The sequence below is a fragment of the Cytobacillus sp. genome, assembly GCF_964223445.1.
GTDB lineage: Bacteria > Bacillota > Bacilli > Bacillales > Cytobacillaceae > Cytobacillus.
In genome coordinates, this window is the sequence record NZ_CAXQGS010000086.1 from 1 (window position 1) to 3,777 (window position 3,777).

Below are 3,777 nucleotides of genomic sequence, written 5' to 3' on the forward strand. Positions count from 1 at the left end.
TATCCACGAAGTTCGTAAACTTCAGGTTGTTGTGCTTGGTGCTTATGTTCGCTACCAGCATATACGTGTAATTTCTTGAACATTTGACGACCAAGAGAGTTCTTTGGAAGCATGCCTTTGATTGCAAGCTCAAGCATTCTCTCAGGGTAGTTTGTACGCATTTCAAGAAATTACACGTATATGCTGGTCGCGAACATAAGCACCAAGCACAACAACCTGAAGTTTACGAACTTCGTGGATAATTTTTAGGGAGGTTATTAACTTGGCACAGGTTCAATATATTGGTACTGGTCGTCGTAAGAGCTCCGTTGCACGTGTTCGTTTAGTTCCAGGCGACGGTAAAATCATCATCAATGGTCGTGAAATCACAGATTACATTCCTTTTGCAGCTTTACGTGAAGTTGTAAAACAGCCGCTTGTAGCTACTGAAACTGTTAACAGCTACGACATTCTTGTAAATGTAAACGGCGGTGGATACACTGGTCAAGCTGGCGCAATCCGCCACGGCATCGCTCGTGCATTGCTTCAAGCAGATCCAGAATTCCGTCCAACATTAAAGCGCGCAGGACTATTAACTCGTGACGCACGTATGAAAGAGCGTAAGAAATACGGTCTTAAAGGTGCTCGTCGTGCTCCTCAGTTCTCAAAGCGTTAATATTTGCTTATCAAAGCTCTCAGCCATTCTGGCTGGGAGTTTTTTTATTTCTTATTTTATTTATCTGAGGCTTTTTTATTCCGTACTGCTCAGCCGGTTGACCGGGCCTTTTTTGTACACTTATGACAAATTGGAAATTATTTTATTGCAAATATCGGCCTGAGAGAGGATTATTCACGCTGAGAGAGCCTCAGTGAATCTTAGGCCAATGATGTTAGCGTTTTCATTCACTATCTCGCCCATATCCTCCCGTCTTTCCCCAATACCCTTGAATATGTATTTGAGCATGTTACGATAGATAACGTTGATGAAATACGAACGGTTATACGAACAGTTTGTTTATTTTAAGGAGGATGTCCATGTTAGCTAATAAAAATATTGCTTTTTTAGGAGCAGGGTCAATGGCGGAATCAATGATTTCGGGAGTCATGACAGCTGAGAAAATGTCACCTGATCGAGTATTTGTAACGAATAGGAGCAATGCAGACAGACTGGAAGAGATTCATGATAATTATAATGTGAGTGCGATGCCGCAAAGCGAGCTTCCATTTGAGCAGATCGATTTATTCATTTTAGCCATGAAACCAAAAGGTGCAGAGGAAGCCCTGCGATCGATTAAAGATAAATTAAATCCCGGCCAGGTGGTTCTTTCAGTTTTGGCAGGTATTACAACTGAGTTCATGGAAGACCATTTAAATCCGGGACAGCAGGTTGTACGTGTGATGCCGAATACTTCAAGCATGATTCAGGAATCTGCAACGGCTGTCGTGGCAGGCAAGAATACCAGCTTGGCTAATGTGGAATTGGTTAAGGAATTGCTCGAATGCATGGGGGAAGTGTATATCATCGATGAAGACCAGATGGATGTTTTTACGGGATTAGCCGGAAGCGGTCCTGCTTACTTTTATTATCTGATGGAAAATATGGAGCGGGTAGGGGTGCAAAAAGGCATGGATGAAGAGACTGTACGAAAAATTGTCGCCCAGACGATTTTTGGAGCAGCTAAGATGGTGCTTGAAAAGGAAGAAGCTCCAACTTCTCTTAGAGAGAAAGTGACCTCGCCAAATGGCACAACTGCTTCAGGGCTCGAAGCTTTAAGGAGATACAATGGAGGCGAAGCCATCACACAGGCAGTGGAGCATGCCGCCAAACGTTCAAAGGAGATCAGCGAAGAATTGGAAGGCGCCCTTGTCACTTCCTAAGGGAGATGGGATTTATAAGTTCACAGGAGGTATTGGATGTTGAGTAAAGAAAAGCAGATAAAAAGAGTTGTTATTAAGATCGGAAGCAGCTCACTAACAAGCATGCATGGGGAGATCAGCCGCAGAAAGCTTGAAAAATTTGCAGAGCAAATTGTCGAGCTGAAGGATGCTGGCTATGAAACAGCTGTCGTGTCATCAGGTGCTGTAGCTGCAGGCTATCGGAAGCTCGGCTGCCTTGACCGTCCTTCTTCCCTTCCGGAAAAACAGGCTGCTGCTTCAATTGGCCAGGGTCTATTAATGGAATCTTACTCAGAACTCTTTTTATCTCATGGGTATGTCGCTTCACAAATCTTAATTACCAGAAGCGATTTCTCCGATGAAAAGCGTTATGGCAACATGCATAACACCATGAATGTGCTGCTTGAGCGTGGAATCATCCCGATTATAAATGAAAATGACACGGTTACGGTCGACCGTTTGCGCTTCGGGGACAATGATACCCTGGCGGCAAAAGTGGCCGGTCTGATCGATGCTGATTTATTGATTATTTTATCAGACATTGACGGTCTCTATGATAGCAACCCCAATGACAATCCTGGTGCAAGTCTTCTGGAGAGGGTTCACAGCATTACACCTGAAATTGAAGCTGCTGCTGGAGGATCTGGAAGTGCTGTAGGAACAGGCGGCATGAAGTCAAAAATCCAGGCAGTGAAAATTGCAATGGCTGCGGGAATTGATTCCTTTTTAGGAAAAGCAGGTACAGAACATATCTTAATGGAAGCTGTGGAAGGCAGGGCGAAAGGAACCTACTTCAACCCGGAACCGGATGCATTCAATCTGGATAATCAGAAACAATGGATTGCATTCCACTCAGGCCCTGAAGGCAAGGTGACCATCAGCTCCCATGGGATAGAAGCGATTGTGGATCATCAAGAAAACCTGTACTGCTCTGATATTCAGGAGGTCAAAGGGCGATTTAAGGATGGTGCGGTCGTCCGCATTCTGGATGAAGAGGGTAAAGAAATCGGCCTCGGCCGCATTAATTATTCAAACGAACAGTTAGGTAACAAGTTAGGTAACCATACAGCAGGTGAAGAGCTGGAACCGGCCATTGCTCAGGAAACGTTTGTATGTTCCCGCGACTTTAAGCTGCCGGCACTTGTTTAAACTTTTTAGGAGGGATTCAATGGCTACTGCATCAGCAGTAAAGATAAATAATGTAGAAGAACAGGCAAAAAAGGCCAGGAAGGCTGCCAAAACATTAAGTGTTTTAACAACTGAAGAAAAGAACGAAGCACTCTATACAGTTGCAGATGCGCTGGAGACTGGATGTGAATCGATTCTTGCAGCTAATATGGCCGATCTTGAAAATGGCAGGGAAAAAGGATTCGAAGAGGCATATATGGATCGGCTGTCATTATCGAAGGAGCGGGTTTATGAATTTGCAGATGGCCTTCGCCAGGTAGCTGAACTTCCCGATCCAATTGGAGATGTCATGTCTGGCTGGACGTTGGATAATGGGCTTAAGGTGGAGGAGGTCCGTGTTCCGCTTGGTGTCATCGGCATGATCTATGAAGCAAGACCTAATGTAACTGCCGATGCGGCAGGTCTTGCTTTGAAATCAGGAAATGCCATTGTCTTAAAAGGCGGATCATCAGCACTGAATTCGAATCAGGCTATAGTAAAGATTATTCATGATGCTCTTGAAAATACGAAGATACCTAAACAAGCTGTCCAATTCATTGCCACAGCAGACAGAGAAGCGACAAAGCAGCTGTTCACCATGAAAGAGCATATTGATGTCTTAATTCCGAGAGGCGGCGCATCCCTCATTAAAGCAGTGGTTGAGAATGCGACGGTGCCTGTACTCGAAACAGGAGTTGGGAACTGCCATATCTATGTAGATAAGGAAGCAGATCC

Annotated in this window: 4 protein-coding genes and 2 pseudogenes; 5 read left to right on the top strand and 1 reads right to left on the bottom strand. The window is 44.5% G+C overall.

The features are described 5' to 3' along the window. Nucleotides 1–167: pseudogene (locus ACEQ1T_RS15845) on the bottom strand (uL13 family ribosomal protein); the annotation flags it as partial. On the opposite strand from ACEQ1T_RS15845, the pseudogene ACEQ1T_RS15850 reads away from it, so the two are divergent. The 5 genes and pseudogenes from ACEQ1T_RS15850 to ACEQ1T_RS15870 all read left to right on the top strand — a co-directional run. Further along, nucleotides 162–242, top strand: a pseudogene (locus ACEQ1T_RS15850) (50S ribosomal protein L13); the annotation flags it as partial. The pseudogenes ACEQ1T_RS15845 and ACEQ1T_RS15850 sit on opposite strands and share 6 nt — an antisense overlap. 20 nt (nucleotides 243–262) lie before the next feature. Further along, nucleotides 263–655 (top strand): 30S ribosomal protein S9, encoded by a 393-nt coding sequence (rpsI, locus tag ACEQ1T_RS15855; protein WP_009336614.1) that lies wholly within the window; start codon nucleotides 263–265, stop codon nucleotides 653–655. A 359-nt stretch (nucleotides 656–1,014) separates the two neighbouring features. Beyond that, on the top strand, nucleotides 1,015–1,857 hold the full coding sequence (gene proC, locus ACEQ1T_RS15860; RefSeq protein ID WP_206845673.1) for a pyrroline-5-carboxylate reductase: 843 nt from the start codon (nucleotides 1,015–1,017) through the stop codon (nucleotides 1,855–1,857). A 36-nt stretch (nucleotides 1,858–1,893) separates the two neighbouring features. After that, nucleotides 1,894–3,024, top strand: a complete 1,131-nt coding sequence (proB, locus tag ACEQ1T_RS15865; protein ID WP_370223692.1) for a glutamate 5-kinase — start codon at nucleotides 1,894–1,896, stop codon at nucleotides 3,022–3,024. 19 nt (nucleotides 3,025–3,043) lie between these two features. Further along, on the top strand, nucleotides 3,044–3,777 hold a 734-nt coding region (locus tag ACEQ1T_RS15870; protein ID WP_370223693.1), incomplete at its 3' end, for a glutamate-5-semialdehyde dehydrogenase.